Here is a 22,740-nt window from a genome sequence, read left to right as displayed (position 1 = left end):
AGTTACAGGCTGGGCTCCTCCGCTTTTTCCAGGCCGGAGCCGCGGAACAGGCACAGCACGCCGATGACGGCGGTCAGCAGGACGCTGGCAATCAGGGATGCTTCTTCACTGAAACCGCACATTTCCGAGCTGGAGAACAGATATTGGAATACTACCAGGCTCAGGAAGGCGGCGGGAGCCGCCGCCGGCCAGCAGCATCGGTTTTTGCTGCGCAGGTAAATGGAAACGGCCCAGAGCGTGGCGGCGGCCAGCAGCTGGTTGGCCCAGCCGAAGTACTGCCAGATGACGGCATAGTCCATGCTGCTGACGGCAATGGCCGCGGCGAAGAGAGGGATGGCGATCATCAGGCGGCGGCTCAGCTGCTCCTGGCTCAGCTTGAAGCAGTCCGCAATCATCAGGCGCGTGACCCGCAGGGCGCCGTCCCCCGTGCTGATGGGGAGGATGACCACGCCGATCATGACCAGGATGGAGCCGACGCTCCCCATCCAGGATTCGGAAATCGTCTGAATGGCCAGCGCCGGAGCCTTTCCGTTGGCGGTAGCCCCTCCCAGGGCTTCCGGAGAGCCGTAGAAGGTCAGCGCGGCGGCGGCCCATATGAAAGCGATGATGCCTTCCGTAATCATCGCCCCTCCAAAGACGGGCAGCCCTTCCCGCTCCGTTTTCAGACACCGCGCCATCAGCGGGGACTGTGTGGCATGGAAGCCGCTCACGGCTCCGCAGGCGATGGTGATGAACATCACGGGGAAAAGCGGGAAATCCGCCGGATGGCGGTTATGGAAAAAGTCCAGATCCGGAAGCACTTCCATGCGGGGCAGGTGCATCCAGGCCGGCATGAAATCCGCAAAGGGAGCCAGGAGCATTACGCCCAGAATGCCCATGACCATGATGATCAGGGCGACGGAAAAAAGAGGATAGACCTTTCCCATGATAGCCTGGATGGGAAGAATGGTCGCCAGAAAATAATAGCCGAAGATCATCCAAACCCATGCCGAAACGCTCCAGCCCGTCATGGGGGACAGGATGGCGGCGGGTCCCACGGCGAAGACGACGCCCACCAGCACGCTGAATACGATGCAGACGGCGCGGCTGATCCACTGGGCCTGGCTGCCCAGGTAGCGCCCCAGGATTTCCGGCAGGTTTTCCCCCTTGTGCCGCAGGGAAATCATGCCGGAGAAGTAGTCGTGCGCCATTCCGCCCAGAATGCAGCCGAAAACGATCCACAGAAGCGCGGCCGGCCCGTACAGCACGCCCATGACGGCGCCGAAAATGGGCCCCAGCCCTGCAATGTTCAGCAGCTGGATGAGAAAAACGCGCCAGCGCGGCATGACCACATAATCCACGCCGTCCGTACAGGCCACGGCGGGAGTTTGCCTGGAGGCGTCCGGACGGAAAATCCTTTCCAGCACCCGCCCGTAAGTGAAATAACCGGCCGCCAGGACCAATATCCCCAGAATGAAATAGCAGTAACCGTTCATGTTGGAAAAAGGGCCAGCCATCTCATGGACAGGCTGTCCGTTCATGGAACTTAACTTTTCTCCCGCCTTCTGGCAAGCCGTTATTGAAAGAGGGAAAAATATGGAACGGATTGCCAATCCGGAAGAGAAATCCAAAAAGCCTTTTTTATGTATAGGAATTTGGCATCATTAGTCTTACGGCAACTTGAAATCTTCAGGGAAGAAGCTCTTCATTTGAAAATATCCCTGCGCATTTATTCACCTAAACATCTTGTTTTTTATTATTTATTGTTGACTTCGGATTGGCAATCCGCTAAAGGGAAAAAGTTGTTTCCACTCAACATCATTCAGTTATGAAGAAAACATTTTCTGTCATTGTCTCTATCCTTGCTCTTGCCGGTTCCGCCCATGCGGCTATTGTATTTGATTATCAGGCAGATCCTCAAGTAACAGCTGATTTTTACCAGCCTGAAGTCACCGGAGCTTTCCTGACCGGTCAGACATTCACCGGCGTTTCAAACCAAAAAACGGGTTCCAACTACGTTGACTCCTTTTTGAGTCCCAATGTAAATGTCGGCAACGGGAATACGTGGAGCGTTTCCTTGTCCTTTACCGTAACGGAAGCTGTCACCGTTGATTCCATAGTTCTGAATCTTTTTACATTTAGTGGTGCCAATGCGGTTCAGAATAGTGACCGGAGAGGCGCTTATACCTTTAATTTGAAGCTGGATGGAGATGTTCTGGCCAGCTGCAGTAATTCCAGCCTGACTTATCTGGGTACGGGTGATGCCAGAGCCGGCAGTTCCCAACAGGCCAGCGTGGAGACGCTGGGTCAACGCGAAGGGTCTTCCGGCATCCATGAGGAAGGAATGCTGAACCAGGCAGTGACCCTGTCTGCCGGCAATACTTATACCCTTGAGCTTTCCCTGAACAGGGGACAGGAAACGCAGGGATACTTTGTCGGATTGGGCGCTATTGAATTGAATACGGTTCCTGAGCCGGCGACAGCCTCTCTCAGTATTCTGGGCTTGGCTGCACTGATGATGCGCCGCCGCAGACGTTGAAGTCCATGTCCCTGATGCATTTGTTCAAGCCGTCCGTTTTTTCTTTGAAACTGGCGGCTTGTTCATTTTCAGCCAGTAAAATTCAGCATTTTTTAACATTTAATATTAATACCCGGTATGATTCCCCAGGCAGTCCATTCTTCGGCGTGATGCCGTCCGGGTCATCGTTTTTCCAGTCAGCCATGTTCCCGCACCGTTTTTTTACTGTTTTCATTCTTTTCCTGCTGTTCTTTGCTCCAGCCGGATATGCCGATGTTGAATATGTCTGGAGAGGCGCTGATTACCAGTGGAGTTCCCTGTCCAACTGGAGTGTCGGAGGCGTTGCCGCCGCCTCCGCGCCAGGGGCCGCCGCTTCCGCTTATGAACATTGGATGGTAACCAATGGAACGGATTCCGTAGGGAGGGCGGATATCGGCGGATTGGGTGCGGGGGGGCGGTATTTAAAGGGCGTCAGGATTGCGGGGCTTAACAGCCGGGCGGAAAGCAGGATTCCATTGTTCATCAAAAACACGAATAAGAATGTATATTTGCGTGTGGAGGAGGGCGGCATTGCCGTGGAAAATGCCGACGGGGGCGGTTATTCTGCGGATTTCGGGATTGCCCAGCTGCGCGTTGCCGCAGACCAGGAGTGGCATGTGGCTGAAGGGCGCAGCCTTTATATAGGGCATGACGATGACGCTCCGTCCGGGGGATTGTATTCCCTGACTTCGGAGAACGATGTTCCGCGACGCGTGACAGTGACGGGCGGAGGCGCCGTGCGCATCGGGGAAGGGGTGCTGCTGAATAATATTTCCGGCCTCATCGGTTTTGCGGTGAACGCCGGAAAGGGAATACCCACGCTGGATCTGGCGGACCGGGGCATGAGCAATACGGTGACGGTGGAAGACGCTGCCCGCCTGGAAGGCATGTCTCTGTACCAGGGGGCTCTGATGACGCGGGAAAACGCGTCCGTGACTTTTTCCGGCACTGCGGTCAAGGCATCCGGACAATGGAACATTGGCGCGGACACGGAATTTGCGTTGGAGAATTCCACGCTGGATCTGACGGAAGCGGGTGTGGACGGCAACGTGATTCTTTCCGGATCTTCCGGCATTACCGGGGATAAGGGAACGCTGCGGCAGACGCTTCTGGATGATGCCCGGGTGACTTATACGAACCGGAATGTCAAGGCGGGGGAAATCCGGAGCGTAGGCAGCAATGTGACGATAACGCTGAATAACTCCTCCATGCATTTTGACGGAGAAATACCGGCGGTGGACCTGGTGGTGCAGGGCAGCTGCGCGCTGGGCGGCAGCGGCGCCTTTTCAGGAACGATTACTTATGCGCCGGGAGGCACCCTGACTGTGGATGGGGATATTTCCCTGCCCAGTTCATCCCTGACGCTGGGGCGTCTCCATGTGGCTACGCTGGACGGCGTGCCGCAAAACTCCGCCGTCCGGCCGGAAACCCCTGCCCAGCAGGCAAGGGAATATGTGGTTTTGTTTGATTCCTCCTTTGAGGATTTGATTTCCGAATGGCCGGGCAGGCATACGCTGGGCGTGCAGTTCCGGCCGGATATGGGCGTCCCCGTCACCGTAAAGGAACTGCCTGAAGGGGCGGTTTCATGGAATTATGATGCCGCATCCGGCTGGCTGACGCTGCAGACGGATGTAGCGGAAAAGCCGGACATGCCGGCGCATGTTTCCGGAGCCAGGCCCAACATTATTTTTGTCCTGGTGGATGACATGGGCTGGGGGGATATGAGCGTCAACTGGACGCAGCAGGATAAAAACGGCAGGCAGGTGACCCGCAGGAATGAATTCAAGACGCCTACGCTGGACACGATGGCGGCGGAGGGCATGCAGCTGAGGCGCCATTACAGTGCGGCTCCGGTATGCGCTCCGGCCCGCGCTTCCCTGCTGCTGGGCGTTCACCAGGGGCATTCCCGGGTGGTGCGCAACAATACGTTTGATTACCCTATCGAGAATTCCCATACGCTGGGAACGCTGCTGAAAAGCGCGGGTTACCATACGGCGGCCATCGGAAAATGGGGCGTGGGCGGAGGCGGACAGAGCGGCAAGGCTCTGACCGCGGCTCCCCACATGCGCGGGTTTGATTATTTTTACGGAATCATCAAGCATTTGGCGGGGCATTACCATTATTTGACGGCGGGTTCCCAGGATATTTACGAATATAATGACCAGGCCGCGGCTCCGGCGTGGGAGAGCGTCAGCGCGAAAGTTCCGGGCACCGCCTATGATACGGATTTGTTCGGGGCCCGCGCCAAACAGTGGATTGTGGACCACCATGAGAAAACTCCTTCCCGGCCTTTCTTCCTGTATCTGGCTTTCCCGGCTCCCCACGGCAGTCTGTCCGCTCCCGCCTGTGCCTATCCGGCGGGGCTGGGAAGGGACGGCGGCCTCCAGTGGGAGAAAAAAGACGGCTATGAAGCCTGCAATACCGCTGCGGACGGATGGTCGGGGGTGGAGGGGGATTTTTCTCCGGATACCTATATCTACCCGGAACATGAGGTTTTTGGAAGAACGGAATCCCGCCACGCCACGATGATTCGCCGGGTGGATGACGTCCTGAAGGACATGATCCAGTTGCTTAAGGATTTGGGCATTGATGACAATACGATGATTGTCTTCACGTCCGACAACGGCCCCCACAATGAACCCGGTTCCGGCAATTACGGCAACGGCGCGCAGGATCCCGCGTATTTCATGAGCTACGGGATGATGGACGGCATTAAGCGCGATTGCTGGGAAGGCGGCATGCGTGTTCCGGCCGTGGTACGCTGGCCCGGTGTGGTTCCCAGCGGAATCAGTTTGAATGCCAGCCAGTTCCAGGACTGGATGGCTACTTTTGCGGACGTGGCCGGAGTGCCCGTGCCGTCCCGTTGTGACGGCGTTTCCCTGCTGCCTACGCTGGCAGGGGTGCCGGAACGCCAGAAAACGGGCGTTATTTATGCGGAATATGCCTATAGCGGGAGCACTCCGAATTACAGCGATTTCCTCCAGCAACACAGGGGGAGAGGGCGGCAGCAGCAGCAGATTATATTTGTGGACGGCTTCAAGGGGATTCGGATGGGGAATGCCGCCCCCGCTACGGATTTTGAAATCTACGATACGGAAAAAGACCCGCAGGAAGCGGCGAATCTGGCGGCATCCCGTCCGGACCTGCAGGAGAAGATGAAGGCGCAGGCGCTGCGTTCCCGCCGTTCCTCCCCCATTGCCTCCACCAGTTTTGACGCCGGTTATATCGCGCCCGTTTCCGCCCCCGCTGGCCTGCGGGAGGGAAGGCTGCGCTGGCGCGCGTGGAACCGTTCTTTTGACTGGGTGCCGGATTTCCGGCAGCTGGAGGAGGGGCCCTGTTCTACGGGTGCGACGGATGTTTCCGACGTGCTCAGCGTCAAGGCGGGGCTTTCCGGTCAGAAGGGGGTGGAATTGACGGGCTATCTCAGGGTGCCTGTCACCGGGGAATATCAATTTTACCTTCAGACGGATTCCAATGAAGGCTCCAGGGCTTTTGTCCATTTGCACGATATGCAGCTCATTGATGCGGATTATGCCTATACTCCCGGAACGCAGGCTGCCTCCAACGCGCGGGAAGGCGTTTCCGGCGATGTGCAGCCCAATGCCGTTCAGACGGTGAAGCTTACCGCGGGGCTGCATCCCATCCGCATCGGCTATGTGGGGAAGGCGGCTTCCTCCTCCCTTTCCCTGCAATGGGAGGGGCCGGAAACCAGCGGCAGGGAACCCGTTCCCGCCAGCGCGTTTTCCTATGAATACGTGAATCCCTTCAATCTGGAAAAGACGGAGGAAACGGTAGGATGCGCCGCCTCCGGTACGGGGCTGACCGTGCAGACGCATCTTCCCTGGACAGTTTCCTGCGACCAGCCATGGGTTACGGTTTCCCCCGTTTCCGGTTCCGGAACCTCAGTGCTGGATATTGCCGTGGAAGCAAACGGGCTGCAAACGGAGCGGGAAGCCGTTGTCACCGTCGTATGCGGCGGGGAGCAGAGGACATTCACGCTGCGCCAGGAAGCTGCTCCTGCCCCGGCAGGGTACGACAAGTGGAAGCAGGACCATTTTGCGGATGGGACGCCGGATGAGCAAATGGCCCCGGATGCCTGCCCCGCCGGAGACGGAATTTCCAATCTGATGAAATATGCTACGGGCATGGATCCCAACCAGCCCTGCGGGAGCGTGACGAAGCTGGCTGTCCGCGAGGAAGCGGGCGGGAAATACCTCGTGCTTTCCTGGCCTGTGAATCCGGAGGCGACGGATGTGACGTTCCATGTGGAAAGTTCTTCCGACCTGGAGGAATGGGCTGACGAAGGGGCCGTCACTCCGGACGGGGCCTGCGGGGAATTCCGCGATACGGTCGCGCTGGGAAAAGGCTCTCCGGAGCGCCGGTTTCTGAGATTAAAGGTGACGAGATAGGGAATCACCGGTTTCTCTTTCCGTTTCCCGATGATGATTCCTTACGGGAACAGGGACCTTCCGGCCCTGCTGCCTTGCCGCCCGTTACGGATTTTTTCCGGAAGCGTGATTCTGCGTGTTCCGGCCCTCCGCTGTCCCGGCGCATCCAGCGCGGTACGGCCGGGGACACCGTGCCTTAGCCAGGGGAAGAATATTACTCCCCGTCATTTTCCGCATCGGCAGGGGGGGCTTTGGGCAGGTTCTTGTCAATGTCTTCCAGAAGGTTGACCAGGTCAACGCCGCGCTGGGCGGAGTCGTCCAGACGGAAGGTCAGGCGCGGCGTATTGCGCAGCACCACGCGCCTGGCCACGGCGGACTGGATAAGGCCGTGACGGGAGTTCAGTTTTTCCAGCACCTGGGAGGGAGCCATTTTCCCTACGACGCCCACCCATACTTTCCCCTCTTTCAGATCGTCCGTCACTTCCACTTCAATCACGGTGACGATTGTTCCGGGAAATTCAAAATCCCGCTGAATGGTGGTGCCTATTTCCCGGCGCAGGAGTTCGTTTACCTTGTCAGTGCGTCTGCTCATATGAAGGGATAGAGTGATGAAGGGACCGATTGGTTCAATCGGAGAAGGAGGAATAAGGGAAAGGACAGGGACGGAGGTTTCCTGGACGCCCGGAGGAGCGTGCAAGGAGCTCCGTCCCTGTTGGATGATTTTTGTTGGGGGTTACAGCGTTTGCTGGATTTTTTCCAGCGTGTAGCATTCGATGATGTCGCCCGTTTCGTATTCGTTGAAGTCTCCGAGGCGGATGCCGCATTCCAGACCAGCCTTGACTTCTTCCACTTCATCCTGGAAGCGGCGGAGGGTGGACATTTTACCGTCAAAGACGGGCGTCTTGTCGCGGATGACGCGCGCCTCGCAGCTGCGGAGGATTTTCCCGTCCTCCACCATGCAGCCTGCCGCACGGCCCTTGTTGAGCTTGAAGACCTGGAGCACTTTGGCGTGGCCGATGATGGTTTCGCGCGTTTCCGGTTCCAGAAGGCCCAGCATGGCATCCCGCACCTGGTCAATGAGTTCGTAAACGATGGAATACAGTTTTACCTGCACGCCTTCCCGCTTGAGCAGTTTGACGGCGTTGGCTTCCACCTTGACGTTGAAGCCCAGGATGACGGCGTCCGAGGAGGAGGCCAGCAGAACGTCCGATTCCGAGATGGGGCCGGCGGAGGCGTTCAGGAAGACGCATTCCACTTTGTCCGACTGGATGTCCAGAACAGCTTTCCTGATGGCTTCCACGGAACCCTGCACATCCCCCTTCAGGAGTATTTTGAGCTGGGCTTTCTGGGTGCCGTCCCCCATCATGGCGAGCAGTTCTTCCATGCGTGCCTTGCGGGGTTGGGCCAGGCGCTGCTTGCGCAGTTCCTCCTGGCGTTCTTCCCCAAGCTTTTTGGCGGCGCGTTCGTTTTCCATTTCCACCAGTTCGTCCCCCACGTTCGGGGTTTCAGAGAAGCCGGTGATTTCCACGGGCATGCCGGGCCCTACCTTTTTGACGCGTTCGCCGTGGTCGTTGACCAGGGCGCGCACCTTGCCGGCGTAAGGGCCGCAGATGAAGGGCATCCCGACGCGGATGGTGCCGCTTTCCACGATGGCCGTGGCGGAGCTGCCCGTGCCGGGTTCCACGCGGGCCTCGATGATGGAGGCGCGGCAGTTGGCCTTGGGGTTGGCCTGGAGTTCCAGCACTTCTGACTGGAGGACGAGAAGGCCGAGAAGGTCGTCAATGCCGGCCCCGGTCAGGGCGGAGACTTCCACGCATTCCACATCGCCTCCGAAGTCCGTGGGAACCAGCCCTTCTTCCATCAGGCCGCTCTTGGTCTTGACGGGGTCTGCGGCCGGAAGGTCGCATTTGTTGATGGCGACGATGATGGTTTTGCCGGCCGCCTTGGAGTGGGCGATGGCTTCCCGTGTCTGGGGCATGATGCCGTCATTGGCGGCCACCACCAGAACCACGATGTCCGTGACGTCCGCGCCGCGGGCGCGCATTTCTGTGAAGATGGCATGGCCCGGCGTATCCAGGAAGGTGAGCGTGCTGCCGTTGTAGTCAACCGTATAGGCGCCGATGTGCTGGGTAATGCCTCCGGCTTCCCCCTTGGCCACGCGCGTTTTGCGGATGTAGTCCAGCAGGGATGTTTTGCCGTGGTCCACATGGCCCATGACGGTGATGATGGGCGTGCGCGTGATGAGGGTGGCTTTGGGTTCTTCCACCACCGGCACGGGTTCCGGTTCCTTGACGGGTTCCTGCTGGGCTTTCACGCCGCCGCCCTTTTCCCGTTTTTCACGGGCGAATGTGTAGCCGTGGAGGTCGCAGATGGAACTGACGGCGTCCGCATCCAGCGGCGTGTTCGGGTTGGCGAAGATGCCCATGCCCATCAGATCCTTGATGATTTGGAAGGGCTTGGCTTTCAGCATGCCCGCCAGCTCGGAAACGGAGACGGGCGGCTTGAGGTTGATGATTTTATCGTCTGCGGAGGGTTCTTCCTGGGGTGCGGGCGCGGCGGGTTCTGCGGCGGCCGGGGCAGCGGCGGGCGCCGGAGCGGCGTCAGCGGCGCGCGACGCTTTTTTCTTGTTGCCGGAAAGCAAGTCGAGAGCTTCTTTCTTGACTGGAGCAGGGCGGGAGGGAGCCGGTGCGGGGGCCGGCTGGGGTGCGCGTTTCTTTTTGGAAGATCCGCCGATCAGATCCAATACTTCCTTTTTGGGTTCTTTCTCTTCTTGTTTATTAGGCATCTTGATTTAAGGTTGTTAGATGTTGAGCGCCGCGCTCAACGGTTATTGGGAGATAAGGTCCCGGGCCTTGTCCAGAATTTGGGCGGCTTCCTCTGCGGGAATGCCCATGCTTTCCGCGATGTCGGAAGCTTCAAATCCGGTGAGGGCCACCAGGTCCGTTCCGCCCATGGTCACCAGGCCCATGGCGGTTTCTTCCGGGATTTCCAATTGTTCGCTGAGGGTTTTGGCCGCAGCCTGGCATTGGCGCATGACTTCTTCGGCCGCAGCCTGGCTCTGGCGTTTTTCCGCTTCCTGGACGTCAAAGACGCGCACCTGGACATCCCAGCCCATCAGGCGGGAGGTGAGGCGGGCATTCTGGCCCCTGCGGCCGATGGCCTTGGAGAGGTCTTTGTCGTCCTGGACGATAACGAAGATTTTTCTGGCTTCCTCGTCCACGGTGATTTCCCGCGGTTCCACGGGGCTGAGAGCTTCCCGGACGAAGGTAACGGGGTCTTCCGTCCATTCCAGGATGTCCACTTTTTCATTGTTGAGCTCCCGGACGATGTTTTTGACGCGGGCGCCGCGCATGCCTACGCATGCCCCTACCGGATCTACTTTGTCGTCATGGCTGATGACGGCCACTTTGGTGCGGTAGCCGGCTTCGCGGGCGATGCCGTGGATTTCCACGGTCTGGTCGCCTATTTCCACCACTTCCGATTCAAAGAGGCGGCGCACCAGGTTCGGATGGCTGCGGGAAAGGATGACTTCCGGGCCGCGTGCTTCCGTGCGCACTTCCACCACGTAGAAGCGCATGCGGTCGCCGACGCTGTAGTCTTCATTCGGCACGCGTTCGCGGGAGGTCATGACGCCTTCGAATTTGCCGAGGTCCACAAAAATATCCCCCTTTTCAAAACGGCGGATGGTGCCCGTTACCAGATCTCCGGCGCGGTCCTTGAACTCGTCGTAGAGCATTTCCTTTTCCGCATCCAGCAGTTTCTGGAGCATGGTCTGGCGGGCGGTCTGCACCGCGATGCGGCCGAAGCCCTTGGGCGTGATGTTGGTGGGGAGCAGGTCGTGAAGCACGGCGTTTTTGTCCAGCTTGACGGCCAGGGAAAGGGGGATCTGGTTGAATTTGTCGGAGTATTCTTCATCCGGCACCACTTCCAGGTCCGCAAAAATACGCACCTTGCCCTTGTCCACGTTGATTTCGGCCCTCAGGTAGTTGATGCTGCCGGAACCGGGAACCATTTTGCGGTAGGCGGAGAGAAAGGCGGACTCCAGAGCGAGGAGAATTTTTTCACGGGAGAGCCCTTTTTCCCTCTCGTAGTAGTCAATCAAAGCTTTAATATCGTTTGTCATGAGTGTGGAGGAGTGTGATGGATAGACAAAAAAGAGCGGGTCGACAGACCCACTCTCGAGTGCCTCTCGGGGTGTTTGCCTATCTAAGTAAGCACGAGGGGGAGGTTCTGGCAAGAAAAAACGCTTGTTCTATGCGGCATGCAAAAGACTGGGGATGATTCCGGAAGAAGAATTTTCCGGAGCCCTCCGGGAGGGGGCGGGACAACGGTGTTTGAGGGCTTGACGGACCCGTCAAAAACGGGAAGTATGCGCGCATGAAACTCGTCTCATGGAACGTGAACGGATTGCGGGCGGTTCTGGGCAAGGGAATGGCGGACGCCGTGGATGCCCTGGAGCCGGACGTCCTCTGCCTTCAGGAGATCAAGGCGCGTCCGGAACAGGTGAAAGACCTGTGGATTTCCTCCTGGCCGCACCAGCTCTGGAATCCGGCGGAGAAGGCCGGCTATTCCGGCGTGCTGATCCTCAGCCGGGTGCGGCCTCTTTCCACGTCCGTCGGAATCGGCTGGCCGGAGCATGACCGGGAAGGGCGCGTCTGCACGATGGAATTCGAGGGGTTTTACCTGGTCAACTGCTATACGCCCAATTCACAGAATGAACTGGTGCGCCTTCCGTACCGGGAGCAGTGGGACGCCGCGTTCCGCGAGTATGTGGCGGGACTGGCGGAAACCAAGCCGGTCGTTTTCTGCGGAGACTTGAACGTGGCCCATGAGGAGATTGACATTGCACGTCCCAAAGAGAACCGTTTTTCCGCCGGGTTCAGCGACCAGGAGCGCGCCGGGTTCACGCTGCTGCTTGAGGCCGGTTTTACGGATACGTTCCGCGCTCTGCATCCGGAGGAGCCGGGCTGGTACAGCTGGTGGTCCTACCGCGCGGGCGCCCGCGCCCGGAATATCGGATGGCGCATTGACTATTTCTGCGTTTCCAATCCGCTGGCTTCCAGGGTGAAGGATGCCGCCATCCATCCGGATGTGACGGGGTCCGACCATTGCCCCGTCAGCCTGGAGATTGACTGCTGAGCGCGGTCTTTCAGATGATTTTCAACTGTAAAAGATTGATGATTATGGAACAGGAATTGCCGCTGCTGGTGGTTGCCACGCGCAACGCCCACAAGACCGGGGAAATCCGCGCCATGCTGGCCGGGAAATGGGAAGTGAAGGATCTTTCCGACTATCCCCAGGCTCCGCCCGTGGATGAAACGGGAGTCACGTTTACGGAGAACGCCACGCTCAAGGCGCTTTCCGCTTCCAAATGCATCCCCGGCGTCCTGCTGGCGGATGATTCCGGGCTGGAGGTGGATGTGCTGGACGGGCGCCCCGGAGTCTGGTCCTCCTCCTTCGGCGGGGAGGAAGGGAACCATGCGCGGAATAACCTCCGCATGATGGAGGAACTGCGGCGCGCCGGCGTGAAGCCGGGGGACAGGCCTTCCGCGCGGTTCCGCTGCGTCATGGTGCTTGCCGGGAACGGCCGCGTGCTGGCGGAGTTTTCCGGTTCCGTGGAAGGCTACATGTTGACGGAGCCGGCCGGAGAAGGAGGGTTCGGCTATGATCCGCTGTTTGTCCCGGAAGGGTATGACCGGAGTTTCGCCCAGCTTCCCATGGAAGTGAAAAATTCCATGTCGCACCGCGCCCGCGCTCTGGCGCAGGTGGTGGAGTGGATGAAGGAACGCCGGGCCTGAGGTTTTTCCCGGGCGCCTGGCGGGGGGGGGAGGTCAGTCCAGCCTGAAGGCGCATATCTGGAAGGGTGCCGGTGTTCCGGTGTTCAGGAGCTGGTATTTGCCGGCGCGCCAGGAATGATGGGGCAGGCGGGACAGGAAGGCTTCCACGGCTTCCGCTTCTTCCTTTCCTCCTTCGTGGCCGGGATAGCACATGACGCTGAGAAGCCCGTTCGGGGCAATGAGGGCGGCGGCCTGTTCCAGCGCGGCCAGGGTGCATTCCGTCCTGGTGACCGTTTTTTTGTCCCCGCCCGGCAGATAGCCCAGGTTGAAGACGATGGCCTTCACGGGGCTTCTGACCAGTTCCGCCAGGCGGTCATGGCTGGCAAGATGGAGCCGGACGGAAGGGGTGAGCAGCCCTTCCTTCTCCAGACGCTCCCTGGTGGCGCGGATGGCTTCTTCCTGCACGTCAAAGGCGTGCACCTGGCCGGAAGGGCCAGCCAGCCGGGCCAGGAAAACCGTATCATGCCCGTTGCCCGCCGTGGCGTCCACGACTGCGTCCCCGGGGAAGACGACACGGCTGATCCAGTCATGAGCGCAGGTCATGGGGCGGCTGAGCAGGGAACATTTCATGACCGGGTTGTACAGAAGCTCTGCCTGTATGACAATTCGTTTATGAAATTCCGGTGCGGGAAGAATGACAGGTTGTTTTTTGGCAGGGCATGTGTTAGGAAGAGGCATAAAACCTTCTGCGTGTTCCCGCATGCGGGGATAAACCACAGACGTTGGCATGAAGATGACTGACAGACGCACTTTTTTGAAAAGGACTGCCGCCGCAGGGGCGCTGGCGGCCATATCGGACATGGATTCCCTGTTCGCCCAGGAGGCCGGAGCTCCGGCGGCTTCCGGCATTCCGGATCTGGTGGCCGTCCGCAACGGCACCCGTGCGGAGATGGTCAGGAAGGCCGTGGAGACGCTGGGCGGCATGCAGGCCTTCGTCAAGCCGGGCCAGACCGTCGTAATCAAGCCGAACATCGGCTGGAACAAGGCTCCGGAATTCGGCGCCAACACACATCCTGAAACCGTCGCCACGCTGGTGGAGCTGTGCAGGCAGGCCGGAGCGAAGGAAGTAAGGGTGTTTGACCACTGCTGCCACAACGGCGCCTATGAGGGCAGCGGCGTGAAAGAGGCCGTAGAGAAGGCCGGCGGCGTAATGGTGGACGGCGGCAATGAGAGCCAGTACGTGCAGACGGAAAACCCGAAAGCCCGGAAATTCACCTCCGCCAAGGTGCATAAGGCCGTGCTGGAGGCGGATGTTTACATCACCTGCCCGCCCCTCAAGCACCACAGCGGTTCCGAGATGACCGCCTGCATGAAGAATGTCATGGGCACCGTCTGGGACCGCGGGGCCATGCATAAGAACGACCTGCACCAGTGCATCGCGGATGCCGTGTATTTCCGCAAGCCGGACCTGTGCGTGCTGGACGCTTACATGCCCATGGTGCGCAATGGCCCCGTGGGGAAGGATACGAATGATCTGGTGGAGCGCAAAACCCTTCTGGCTTCCCGTGACATCGTGGCCATTGACGCTGCGGGCGCCGCCCTGCTGAACAAGACCGGAAAAATTCGCCATGTGCAGCTTGGGGAGGAAATGGGGCTGGGCGTCGCCGACCTTTCCAGGCTTCATATCCGCCGTATCAGCATGGCCTGACGCGGCGGCTCCTTCTCCCGTCTGCGGATGACGCGGTGGAGGGCCAACTTTCCGCCTCCGGCGGGTTTATGATAAATATGTCAGTCATCAAAGCCTTTCTCGTCAGTCCTCTGAAGTGGCTCCGCGTGACGGTGGCCGTCATTTTCTTTATTGGGATTGCATACGCTTTTCTGCACCACATTCCCGCGTGGAACGTGCCGAACATGACGGGGGGCGGAGAGGGGGTGGAAGATTCCTTTTCCCTGGCGCGGTGGCAATTGGTGCCGTCCGTGCTGGGGACCTTGAGCGGGGCCGCCGTTTCCGCCGTGATTCTGGGGGTTTTGCTGCTGCTTACGCTGCTGTTCGGCCGCGTATACTGTTCCTTCATCTGCCCGCTGGGGATTCTCCAGGATATTGTTTTCAGAATCCGCCGCTGGCTGGCGCCGAAGCGTTTCCTGAAATTCTCCCGGCCTGTGCCGTGGATGCGGTATGGGGTGCTGGCATTGCTGGCCGCCTGCTGCGTGACGGGGCTGGCCGGTCTGTCTCTGAATTGGCTGGACCCTTACAGCATTTTCGGGCGCATCATGTATGTGCTGGCATGGCCGGCCGCCATTTGGAGCAATAACCTGCTGGCGGCGGACAGTTCTTCTGCGGACCTGGTTCAAATGGATTATTTCCCCGCGGCTTTCCCGGTATTGCTGGCCTCCGCCGGCATGCTCGGCCTGGTGGCCGTCATGAGCGCCTGGAAGGGGCGCCTGTATTGCAATACGGTATGCCCCGTCGGCACGTTCCTTGGGTTGCTTTCCCGTATCTCCCTTTTCCGGCTGGGCTTTGATCCCGCCTCCTGCAAAAAATGCGGCAAATGCGTCAAATCCTGCAAGGCGCAATGCCTGAACCTGAAGGAATACAAAATAGACTCCTCACGTTGCGTGGCGTGCTACGATTGCGTGCGCTCCTGCAGTGAGGGAGGAATACGCTACCGCTGGTTTACCAGGGTCCGCCAACAGATTCCGGCCCAAAAAAAGAAGGTTCCCCCGGCTTCCGCTCCCTCTTCTTCCGCCGCGGTTCCCTCCATTGCCGGGAGTTCCCGCCGCCAGTTCCTGGAGGCTACTGCGGTCGGGCTGGCTGCGGCCGCCTTTTCCGGATGCCGGGGAGATGCCGCCCGGAAGCTGGACCCTACCCAGTGCGTTCTTCCTCCCGGAGCCGGTTCCCTGGAACGTTTTCTGGATATCTGCACCGGCTGCCAGATGTGCGTTGCCAACTGTCCCACCCATGTGCTTCAGCCCTCATACCTGCAGCTTGGCCTGAAGGGATTCATGAAACCCCGGATGGATTTTGCCACCAAATATTGCCTTTATGATTGCCACCGCTGTGCGGAAGTCTGCCCCACGGGGGCCATACGCAGGATGCCTGTTACCGCGGAAAGGGATACTGAGGGAATAACAAAAGATACTACGCGCATTGCCGTGGCCCGGTTTTACGTTTGCCGCTGCCTGGTTGCCCGGGAGGACATGGATTGCGGAGCCTGTACGGAGCATTGCCCCACCAAGGCCCTTTACACGGTGCCCTATATCGGGCGTGACGGCCAGGAGCACCGCCTGCCCAGGCTGGATCCTTCCCTGTGCATCGGCTGCGGCGCGTGCGAACACGCCTGTCCCGTTACCGCGGAACGGCCTGAGGAACGCGAACGCCGGAACTCCTGCGATCTGTGCGAGGAAAAATGCGAGTTCGGAAGGCGGCGGGAAATGCCCCCCCGGGCGCTGGTGGTCCGTGCCGTAAATCCCCAGCAGAAAGCTGTTAAAAAGTTTGAGGACAAAGCTGTGGATCCGGTGGGGGATGCGGATTTTCCGTTTTAAAAACGGCTGGCGGTGTGGAAGATGATGAAATAAACGCTCCCGGAGGCTTCAAACTTCCCTTTCGGGAGGGCTGTGTCTGTCCATCCGGTTTTTCGGGGGAATTCCGTGCAGCCCGGCTTGCGGCACGGATACGGCCGCGGGGGATGCCGAAATGAGCGGGGGCAGGAGGAGCCTGACCGCGGGAGCGTTCCCGCGGCTGGCGGGGAAGGTTCCCGGAGAGCATGTTCTCCGTTTCCGGCGGGATAGAGTGCAAATGCCCGATTTTCCTTGATGATGCGGAAGTTGATACGTTAAAGTAAAAGAACCATGTTGCAGGCGAACGGCATTACGTATGAGATAGAAACACCGGATGGTCCTTTGAAATTATTGGACAATGTCAGTTTTAATGTCCCTCGCGGTCATTTTATGGCGGTCGTTGGTCCTTCCGGCTGCGGAAAGACGACCTTATTGAAGGCGATTGCGGGCATGATTGCGGAAACGGGCGGGCGTTTTTTCTGGAATGGCCATGATTTGGCTGAAGAAGACTTTGAACCTTCGGAAATCGGGTTCGTTCCCCAGTTCAGCATTGCCTATGACCAGCTGAGCGTGGATGAGAATGTGGAGAGCGCCGCCAGGCTCCGTTGCCGGTTCAATTCCGTGGACGATTTGGACGACAGCATTGACAATGCCCTGGAGGTAACGGGAATGGAGGGGATTACGGACCGGGATGTGAAAATTCTTTCCGGCGGCCAGAAAAGGCGACTGGCGCTGGCCATGGAACTGGTATCCAATCCCCGGCTGCTGATTTGCGATGAGGTGACGTCCGGACTGGATCCCAGGTCGGAACACGATATCGTGTTCCTCCTGCATGAAATCTCCCGTTCGGAAGGCCGCATCGTCATTTCCGTCACGCACAGCCTTTCCCATCTGGACAGGTATGATTCCATCCTGGTCATGCACCAGGGCTGCGTGGCTTACCACGGTTCGCCGAAAACCATGCTGCATTACTTCGGCGTTTCCTCGCTGGAGGAGATTTACCCGAAGCTCCAGGATCGTGAAGGCCCTTCCTGGAGCCGGTCCTGGAGCAAGCACCGGGATTCCTATTATTCCCGTCTGGAACAGGAAAGGGAAAAGAAAATTCTTTCCGGGGAACTGCCGGATCCGGATGCCGTCCGTCTTGCGGAGGCGGAGAAGGAGGGGGCCTCCGGAGAATCCGGAACGGAACGGGAAAAGGCCGTGGAGGAAAACATTCCGGAAGTTCCCGGATTTTTCACCCAGTTCTTTTGCCTGCTGGGGCGGCGCTGGCGCATCTTTTTCCGCGACCGTTCCCAGTTGGTTCTTCAATTGGTCATGGTGCTGCTGTTTCCCGTGCTGGTAGCCATGTTTACGGACAAGGGCTCCGGGCAAATCGTGGGGCTTTCCGCCACGCAGGATGTCCAGACTGTCCAGAAGGATATGGAAGCCCAGCAGCTGAACATGAAGACGGGATCCGCCGTCTCCGGCATCATCATGTTTGAGGTGATTCTGCTGGGGCTGATGGGGTCCAACAATGCCGCCCGCGAGGTGGCCGGCGAACGCGCCGTCATGGAAAAGGAAAAGTATGCGGGCATGAGGCCTTCCGCCTACCTGGCGAGCAAGCTGTCCTATCTGAGCGTCCTGGTGCTGGTGCAATCCGTCTGGATGTTTGCCTTTGTGGATTTTTTCTGGGACCGTGGCGGCGGCCTGACGCATCTGCTGTTCCTGATTTTGGCGAACGCCGCCATGACTTTTGTATGCCTGGGCATTTCCGCCCTGGCCCGGAGTGCGGACCAGGCTTCCCTGCTGAGCATTTATCTGGTGGGTTTCCAGCTTCCTCTCTCCGGAGCGGTGCTGGCGCTTCCGGAATATGTGGAGGATTTCATACGGCCCTTCATTTCCGCGTATTGGGCGTGGTCCGGCAGCATCTCCGCCCTGAAGGACGACGTATATCACGCCGTCAAGAATGTGCTGGATACGGACCTGACGCCCTCCCTGGTTTGTTATATTGTTCTGGGCGTGCATGTTGCGTGCGGCATTGCGGCCGCCTACGCGGGAATCCGCCGTTCGCGCTGGGAGCTTTAATTTAATGCGTGCATTTGCGGGAAGTCCGTTATATACTTCTTCCATCAAAAATTATGTCGAGACGGCGTGCAGCAAAAAAGAAAAATTCCTCATCATCCGCACTGGTTTTGACGGTCGGGGCGGCGGTTTTTGTGCTGGCCGTTATTGTGGGGATTGTCATGTTCCGAGCCGGGGAGAAGCCTCAGGCCGGGTCGGATATACCTCTGGATATTCTGGCGGCGAACGCCTCCCAGCTTTCCAATAACAACTATGCACTGGACGGAACGGTGATTGACCGTTTTCCGCGCGGCGAGTCCGAGCTTATTGCCTTCTTGTACAAAGACGCCTCCGGGCGTGAGTGCATCATTCCCGTCTGTGTTTCTGCTGAGGCCAGGAACGGACTGAACATCAACCGGGACCAGCAATACAGGATAGAGTTCCGGGTGGAAGACGTCAATCCGAAGGTGCGCGGCGTGTGCGTAGCTACATCCATTCAGCCTAAATAAACAATCTCCCTCGTCCTATGAAATGCTGTTTTTTGATGACCCTGGCCTGCGCGGTTCCCGCCCTGGGGCAGATGATGTACAACCCTCCTGCAGCCGGCGGTGCGCCTGCCGCGCCTCCTGCCTCCCCTCCCGCCGTTCAGCCGAATGCCTACCAGCCTTCCAGGCAGGGAGATGCCAAGTCCCTGTACGGCAATGAGCTTCCTTTCCTGAACCCTCAGGACGGCACGGTGACCATCAACGGAACGACGTTGAATATGGGCAGTTTCCGGGAGATTGAAGCGCGTTTCAACAAATACCTGAGCCAGCCGGAGGAGAGCACGGAAGATGCGAAGGAATATCAGAAAATTTTTGAAAAGCTCCACGAAACGCTCTCCATGCGCAAGGAAAAACTGGCGGCGGATAATGTGGTGCGGCAGGTAGTGGACCTGTTGACCGCCGCTTCCAGCAATCCGCTGGACGGAGGCGTTTCCGACGCTCTCTGCCAAGCCATTTACACCGCGTGGCAGGCCAGGAGCAATGGGAAAAACAAGGGGAAGATGCTTGAGGCGGTGGAGAGGGAAATCCGCAGCAACGCCCAGAAGATGAGCCTGATGGAAAGCGGCGTGACGGCGATTTCCGGTGCACCCTCCGGCCAGAAGGGCGGGAAAAAGGGGACTCCCTCCAATCATCCGGCGAAAAATAATCCCCGTTACAAATACCTGGAAAAGCGTGTGGTGGAGATGGAAGCCCGCAAGCTGAAGCTGGAGAGTGAACAGGTGCTGACGGTGACGGAAGCGAAAGTTGTTTTCCAGTCTACGCTGGTTCAATTGTTTGCCCAGCGGCGTTTTGACCATGTTTCCATAGGCTGCGGCGTTTACAGCCGCCTGTTCAATGACGGGGATACCAAGCTGCGGCTGGATAAAAATTCCGATGCCGCCAAGATGTTCAGCGGCACGCTGGGCGCTCCGCCCACCGTCGCTATTCTGGACAATCTTTCCCGGGAGCTGGCCCGTGACTCCGACCGGCACATGAAGGCCGTGAACAATCTGGTGGATTCCCGTCATTATGTGGATGCGCTGGAACGGCTGAACGAAGCCCTTCTGATCGGGGAATTCATGCCTGCCGTAAATACGTTTCCGTATGAGAAGAAGCAAAAGCTGTATGCCTTCAAGCGGGACGTGGAAAAGTTGTTCGAGCTGATGAACGGCAAAGATTATGAAGAAGCCCTTTCCCTGGTGGAGGCTCTTAAGAAGACTTCCAGGGATTTCAGCACGGGCCGTGCGGAATCCGCAATCAGCGCCGCCGTATTCGCCAGTGACGCCTATATTTCCCAGGGTCAGGAAGCCCTGGCCAGGGGTGACCGCGCCAAACTGGAGGAATGCCTGAAAAGCGCCATTGAAATCTGGCCGAAAAACCCCCGCCTTCTTCCGCTGCGGAACGCCATGATGGCCGCGGGTCAGCAATCCCATGCGCTGGAGGATTTCAAACGTTTCCACAAGAGTAAGAATTATCGCCGCATCTTTGACAACCAGCATGAATTTGCCGTTCTGGTGAAGGATGATCCGGAGCTCCAGAAGCAGTTTGTGGAAGATTTGGGCAAAATGGCCGTTATTGAGCGTGCCCTGGGCGCGGCGCGTCAGCGTGAAGCCATGCAGGACGTATACGGCGCCTGGGAGGAGCTTCAGCAGCTGCGTTCCAAAGACCAGGAGCTGTTCATCAATGACCAGGAGCTGAATGCCCGGTATCTGGACCTGACGACAAAGGCAAGCACGCTGGTGAATTTGCTGAATGATGCGGAAAAATGCAGGAATGAGGGAGAAGTGGGGTCCGCCCTGGGCAAGTACATGGAAGCTAAAAGGCTGTATCTGTATTCCCGGTTTGCCAAGGAGGGAATTGAGTCCCTGCTTGATGAAATTTTCCGTTGAACTGGACGGATAAATTCCGCCGCATGGCGTGCCTGTGGAGACGGAGTAATTGCTTTTCTTCCGGAACGGTGCCGTTATGCTACGGCTCATGAAGGCAGTATACCTGTGTTTGTGCATGCTGGCGGCGTTCTGTTTTCCGGCCGCGGCGCTTCCGGCGGATTGCAGCCAGGTGATTGTAGGTTCCGCGGACGGGTGGAATAGTTCCCATGTGCAGTTGAGCCTTTTGGAGAAAGGGCCGCGGGGCTGGGTGATGGTGAAAGGGCCGTTTCCGGCGCGTCTGGGAAAATCCGGTCTGGTCTGGGGCAGGGGCGTCAGCTTCCCTCCCGCCGGAGGGCCGGTGAAGAAGGAGGGGGACTTGCGTTCTCCCGCAGGAATTTTTGAACTGGGGGGCGTATATGGAACTGTTCCCGCGCCGCAGAAAAAGCGTTCCATGCCGTACCGCCGCATCACGCCGCGGGACATGTGGGTGGATGACCCTGCCTCTCCCCTGTATAACCAGCACTTTGTGCTGAAGCATGATCCCGTCACGCCTTGGGAGTTCAAGCAGCAGATGAAGCTGAATGATTACGCCCACAGTCTGAAACTGTTTATCCGGCATAATGCCGCAGACGGACGGCAGAAACCCGTGCCGGGTGCGGGTTCCTCCATTTTTTTCCATATCTGGCGCCGGGACGGAGGAGCCCCTACGGCCGGATGCACCGCAATGAGCGAGGAAAATTTGAGGGCCATGATTGCATGGCTGGATCCTTCCAGACATCCCCTTTATATTCTGCTCCCCGCCAGGGAATATTTGCGCCTGCGCAGAGCCTGGGGGCTGCCGTGATATTTTCAGAATCCGCCTTTGCAGGCACGCCTGTTCCGCCGCCCCGGGACGGACAGGGGTGTGGTTGAAACACTACGGATGGAAGGGCTGGTGGATGGTGCGGCTCCCGTGCCGTGCTGCACGTTCGTTGCTGCCTGGAGTTCCCTTTCCCGTAAATGCAGGAAGCCGGCCTTTCTTCAAAGGCCGGCTTCCGCATGGTAAAATGGTTATTGTTCCTGGGACTGGGGAGCGGGAGCTTCCGGCTGGAGCAGGGGAGTGGAGGTTTCCTTCACTTCCGCCATGGAACCCTGTTCTTCCCTGGGTGCGCGGTCTTCGCGGGGCTGACGGGGTTGTTCCTGGCGTTCATTGGCTCCGCTGACCAGCAGATTGCGGCCCATGAAAGGCTGGTTGTGGAGAATGTCCACGGAACGGATGGCGTCTTCCATCTTCTTCATTTCCACAAAAGCATACCCCTTGGACTTGTGGGTGCGGGGGTTGTAAATGATTTCCACGGAATTGACTTCCCCGATGCCCTTGAACACGTCCTCCAGATCGCTTTCCGTAGCTTCATAGGAAAGATTGCCCACATAAAGCCGGCGGTTGGAGACGGGCTGTTTGGGTGCGGAAACGCGATCCTGCCTGTTGCGGGCTACGCGGGTGTTGGTTTTGGCGGCGGCTTTATCCCTGGCCGCATACTTGTTATTCTTGGACGGACGAATGCCGAAGAGGCCCAGGAAACGCTGCCACAAGGAGAGTTTGGCGGGCGCTTCTTTTCTGTACTTGGGACGGTAACCGCTGGAATCGCGGCGGTCATTGCCATAGGAGCGTCCGCCTTTGTTGTAGCGGCGGCGAGCTCCCTGGCCCTGTCTTCCCTGTGTGTTGTGTTGTGACATACTTATATGCTAAGTTGGTGATTATGTTGGTGTCATGCCGGATTTATCGCTGTGTGCAGTAAATTCCATCCGGAGGATCGCCGGGACGTTCCGCTGCCATGAGAAAAGCCAGGAGTAAGGGGGCCCCATGCCCCGATCAACGGTCCATGCATGGTCTGATAGGGGGGCGATCAGGCTAGGCGCGTGACCAGTCCGGTCGATTGACGCGTATACCAATGCACAGGGAGCCGGATTCTTGCAAGCCGGTATCTCGTCATTTTAGGCTTTCTGCTCGCCCGGAGGCGGGAAGGCTGTCCGGGAGGCAGGCTTCCGTGCCGGGCATGGCTCAGAGTG

17 protein-coding genes are annotated in these 22,740 nt (G+C 58.5%); 11 read left to right on the top strand and 6 right to left on the bottom strand.

Annotation, left to right across the window (positions count from 1 at the left end; all coding sequences use genetic code 11):
- Nucleotides 1–2 precede the first annotated feature (2 nt).
- Nucleotides 3–1,520: a carbon starvation CstA family protein gene (locus BHW66_RS06565; RefSeq protein ID WP_233465525.1), complete on the bottom strand. Its 1,518-nt coding sequence runs from the start codon at nucleotides 1,518–1,520 to the stop codon at nucleotides 3–5.
- On the opposite strand from BHW66_RS06565, the gene BHW66_RS06560 reads away from it, so the two are divergent.
- From BHW66_RS06560 to BHW66_RS06550, 3 genes are all read left to right on the top strand, one after another.
- Entirely contained in the window at nucleotides 1,519–1,647 is a 129-nt protein-coding gene (locus tag BHW66_RS06560) for a hypothetical protein (RefSeq protein ID WP_257228722.1), read from the top strand. The genes BHW66_RS06565 and BHW66_RS06560 overlap by 2 nt on opposite strands.
- A 160-nt stretch (nucleotides 1,648–1,807) precedes the next feature.
- A complete protein-coding gene (locus BHW66_RS06555) occupies nucleotides 1,808–2,518 on the top strand; it encodes a PEP-CTERM sorting domain-containing protein (RefSeq protein ID WP_128153820.1) in 711 nt (236 codons plus the stop codon).
- 182 nt (nucleotides 2,519–2,700) lie between these two features.
- Complete coding sequence (locus BHW66_RS06550; protein WP_286688967.1) at nucleotides 2,701–6,945, top strand: sulfatase-like hydrolase/transferase; 4,245 nt, start codon at nucleotides 2,701–2,703, stop codon at nucleotides 6,943–6,945.
- 193 nt (nucleotides 6,946–7,138) lie between these two features.
- On the opposite strand, the gene rbfA is transcribed toward BHW66_RS06550, so the two are convergent.
- The 3 genes from rbfA to nusA all read right to left on the bottom strand — a co-directional run bounded on the left by rbfA (nucleotide 7,139) and on the right by nusA (nucleotide 11,047).
- On the bottom strand, nucleotides 7,139–7,516 hold the full coding sequence (rbfA, locus tag BHW66_RS06545) for a 30S ribosome-binding factor RbfA (protein ID WP_012420002.1): 378 nt from the start codon (nucleotides 7,514–7,516) through the stop codon (nucleotides 7,139–7,141).
- Between the two features lie 141 nt (nucleotides 7,517–7,657).
- On the bottom strand, nucleotides 7,658–9,709 hold the full coding sequence (infB, locus tag BHW66_RS06540) for a translation initiation factor IF-2 (RefSeq protein ID WP_065528627.1): 2,052 nt from the start codon (nucleotides 9,707–9,709) through the stop codon (nucleotides 7,658–7,660).
- Nucleotides 9,710–9,751: 42 nt separating this feature from the next.
- Nucleotides 9,752–11,047 (bottom strand): transcription termination factor NusA, encoded by a 1,296-nt coding sequence (gene nusA / locus BHW66_RS06535; protein WP_012420004.1) that lies wholly within the window; start codon nucleotides 11,045–11,047, stop codon nucleotides 9,752–9,754.
- A gap of 254 nt (nucleotides 11,048–11,301) precedes the next feature.
- Here nusA and BHW66_RS06530 point away from each other — a divergent pair, with 254 nt between their 5' ends.
- Nucleotides 11,302–12,063, top strand: a complete 762-nt coding sequence (locus BHW66_RS06530) for an exodeoxyribonuclease III (protein WP_012420005.1) — start codon at nucleotides 11,302–11,304, stop codon at nucleotides 12,061–12,063.
- Between the two features lie 38 nt (nucleotides 12,064–12,101).
- Nucleotides 12,102–12,722 carry a non-canonical purine NTP pyrophosphatase gene (locus BHW66_RS06525; RefSeq protein ID WP_206627329.1) on the top strand — a complete coding sequence of 207 codons (621 nt, stop codon included), beginning with the start codon at nucleotides 12,102–12,104 and terminating at the stop codon, nucleotides 12,720–12,722.
- A 33-nt stretch (nucleotides 12,723–12,755) separates the two neighbouring features.
- Here BHW66_RS06525 and BHW66_RS06520 read toward each other — a convergent pair whose 3' ends face one another.
- On the bottom strand, nucleotides 12,756–13,331 hold the full coding sequence (locus BHW66_RS06520; RefSeq protein WP_046437783.1) for a class I SAM-dependent methyltransferase: 576 nt from the start codon (nucleotides 13,329–13,331) through the stop codon (nucleotides 12,756–12,758).
- A 163-nt stretch (nucleotides 13,332–13,494) separates the two neighbouring features.
- Here BHW66_RS06520 and BHW66_RS06515 point away from each other — a divergent pair, with 163 nt between their 5' ends.
- The 6 genes from BHW66_RS06515 (at nucleotide 13,495) to BHW66_RS06490 (ending at nucleotide 21,535) form a co-directional block, all read left to right on the top strand.
- Entirely contained in the window at nucleotides 13,495–14,409 is a 915-nt protein-coding gene (locus tag BHW66_RS06515) for a DUF362 domain-containing protein (RefSeq protein WP_046437782.1), read from the top strand.
- A gap of 77 nt (nucleotides 14,410–14,486) precedes the next feature.
- Entirely contained in the window at nucleotides 14,487–16,244 is a 1,758-nt protein-coding gene (locus BHW66_RS06510) for a 4Fe-4S dicluster domain-containing protein (RefSeq protein WP_179219148.1), read from the top strand.
- Between the two features lie 306 nt (nucleotides 16,245–16,550).
- Complete coding sequence (locus BHW66_RS06505) at nucleotides 16,551–18,323, top strand: ATP-binding cassette domain-containing protein (protein ID WP_022196908.1); 1,773 nt, start codon at nucleotides 16,551–16,553, stop codon at nucleotides 18,321–18,323.
- Nucleotides 18,324–18,376: 53 nt separating this feature from the next.
- On the top strand, nucleotides 18,377–18,808 hold the full coding sequence (locus tag BHW66_RS06500; protein WP_022196909.1) for a hypothetical protein: 432 nt from the start codon (nucleotides 18,377–18,379) through the stop codon (nucleotides 18,806–18,808).
- Nucleotides 18,809–18,825: 17 nt separating this feature from the next.
- Complete coding sequence (locus BHW66_RS06495; protein WP_022196910.1) at nucleotides 18,826–20,712, top strand: hypothetical protein; 1,887 nt, start codon at nucleotides 18,826–18,828, stop codon at nucleotides 20,710–20,712.
- 88 nt (nucleotides 20,713–20,800) lie between these two features.
- On the top strand, nucleotides 20,801–21,535 hold the full coding sequence (locus BHW66_RS06490) for a L,D-transpeptidase family protein (RefSeq protein WP_022196911.1): 735 nt from the start codon (nucleotides 20,801–20,803) through the stop codon (nucleotides 21,533–21,535).
- A 206-nt stretch (nucleotides 21,536–21,741) separates the two neighbouring features.
- Here BHW66_RS06490 and BHW66_RS06485 read toward each other — a convergent pair whose 3' ends face one another.
- Nucleotides 21,742–22,407 (bottom strand): hypothetical protein, encoded by a 666-nt coding sequence (locus tag BHW66_RS06485; protein WP_094139450.1) that lies wholly within the window; start codon nucleotides 22,405–22,407, stop codon nucleotides 21,742–21,744.
- Between the last annotated feature and the right edge of the window lie 333 nt (nucleotides 22,408–22,740).

The sequence above is a fragment of the Akkermansia sp. 54_46 genome (assembly GCF_001917295.1).
Taxonomy (GTDB): Bacteria; Verrucomicrobiota; Verrucomicrobiia; order Verrucomicrobiales; family Akkermansiaceae; genus Akkermansia; species Akkermansia muciniphila.
The sequence above is the reverse complement of the archived record's forward strand: the minus strand, read 5'-3'. Positions and strand labels throughout refer to the sequence as shown.